Genomic DNA, 1840 nt, shown 5'->3' on the forward strand with positions numbered 1-1840 from the left:
CCGTCCTCGCGCAGCGCGAAGACGGCGCGCTCGGTGACGAAGAGCACCTCCTGGCCGCGGCGCGCGGCATCGCGGCCGTTGAAGGTGATCTGCTCGACCTGCTCGACGAACTTGCGCGCGCGGCCTTCCTGACGGATGTGGAGCTCGCCACCCGAGACGGCGAGTTCGACGCCCCCGGCGGTGAAACTGCCGCAGAACACGAGGCGCGGCGTCGAGGCCGTGATGTTGATGAAGCCGCCGCAGCCGACCGGGCGGCCGTTGAACTTGCTGACGTTGACGTTGCCGTGGCGGTCGGTCTGGGCCAGGCCCAGGAAGCTGCAGTCCAGGCCGCCGCCGTCGTAGAAGTCGAACTGCGAGGACTGCTCGATGATGGACTCGGGGTTGTAGGCCAGGCCGAAGTCGCCGCCCTGCGCGGGCACGCCGCCGTTCACGCCGCATTCGACGCTCAGCGTGAGCAGGCCCGCCACGCCTTCCTCGGCCGCCACCGACGGCACGCCGGCCGGGATGCCGATGCCCAGGTTGGTGACCGCGCCGGGCCGCAGCTCCATCGCGGCGCGGCGGGCGATGACCTTGCGCTCGTCCAGCGGCAGCGCCGGCACGCGGTCCAGCGGCACGCGCACGTCGCCGCTGAAGGCGGGATTGAAGGCGGTGGTGATGGTCTGCAGATGGTTCTCCGGCTGGGCGACGACGACGTAGTCCACCACCAGGCCCGGCACCTTGACGCTCTTGGGATGCAGGCTGCCGGCGGCTACGACCGCCTCGACCTGAGCGACCACGATGCCGCCGCAGGCGCGCGCGGCCTGCGCGATGGCGAGCTGCTCCAGCAGCACGCCTTCCTTGTCCATGCTGAGGTTGCCCCGCTCGTCGGCATAGGTGGCGCGGATGAAGGCGACGTCGATGCGCGGCGCGGGATGGAAGAGCCATTCCTCGCCCTCGAACTCGACCAGGCGGACCAGGTCCTCGCGCGAGGCGGCGTTGAGCCGGCCGCCCTCCTGCCGCGGGTCCACGAAGGTGCCCAGGCCGACCTTGGTCAGCAGGCCCGGCGAGCGGCTGGCGATGTGCCGCGTGAGGCTGGACAGCGAGCCCTGCGGGAAGTTGTAGGCCTCGACCTCGCCGGCATGGACCCTGGCCATCATGGCCTTGCCGGTCTGCCCGAAATGGCCGGCGACGACGCGCTTGACCATGCCCGGATGGGCCAGGTGGGCCATGCCGCCGTTGCCGGCGTTGCCGATCGCGCCACAGGCCCAGGTGGTGAGCTGGTTGGGATGGCCGGTGGCGAGGAAGTGGCGCTCCAGTCCCTGCAGCACTTCCTCGGCCAGGCCCATCATGGCCAGGCCGCCGAGGAAGAGGGTGGCGCCATCCTTGACGAGGGGACCGACCTGGTCGGCGGTGATGATCTTCATGGGGGCCTCAGGCAGCGGGGTTTTCGATCAGCAGCGCCATGCCCTGGCCGCCGCCGACGCAGGCGGAGACCACGGCGTAGCGGCCACCGCGACGCTGCAGTTCGCGCGCGGCGGTGAGGGTCAGGCGCACGCCGGTGGCGGCCAGCGGATGGCCCAGCGCGATGGCGCCGCCGTTGACGTTGAGCCGGTCCATCGGGATGCCCAGCTTGTCCGCGCAGTACAGCACCTGCACCGCGAAGGCCTCGTTGAGCTCCCACAGGTCGATGTCGGAGACCTTCAGGCCCAGGCGCGCCAGCACCTTGGGCACGGCGAAGACGGGGCCGATGCCCATCTCGTCGGGCTCGCAGCCCGCCACCGCGAAGCCCAGGAAGCGGCCCAGCGGCTTGAGGCCCTTCTTCGACGCATAGGACTCGCTGACGATCGCGCAGGCGCCGGCG

1 protein-coding gene and 1 pseudogene are annotated in these 1840 nt (G+C 71.2%); both read right to left on the minus strand.

The annotated features are described in order from the left end of the window. Nucleotides 1-1403, minus strand: a 1403-nt coding sequence (locus FUT87_RS23560) for an acyl CoA:acetate/3-ketoacid CoA transferase (RefSeq protein WP_147242580.1), incomplete at its 3' end; no start/stop codon positions are given. 7 nt (nucleotides 1404-1410) lie between these two features. Further along, a pseudogene (locus FUT87_RS23565) lies at nucleotides 1411-1840 on the minus strand (acetyl-CoA C-acyltransferase); the annotation flags it as partial.

This window comes from Mitsuaria sp. TWR114 (assembly GCF_007997345.1).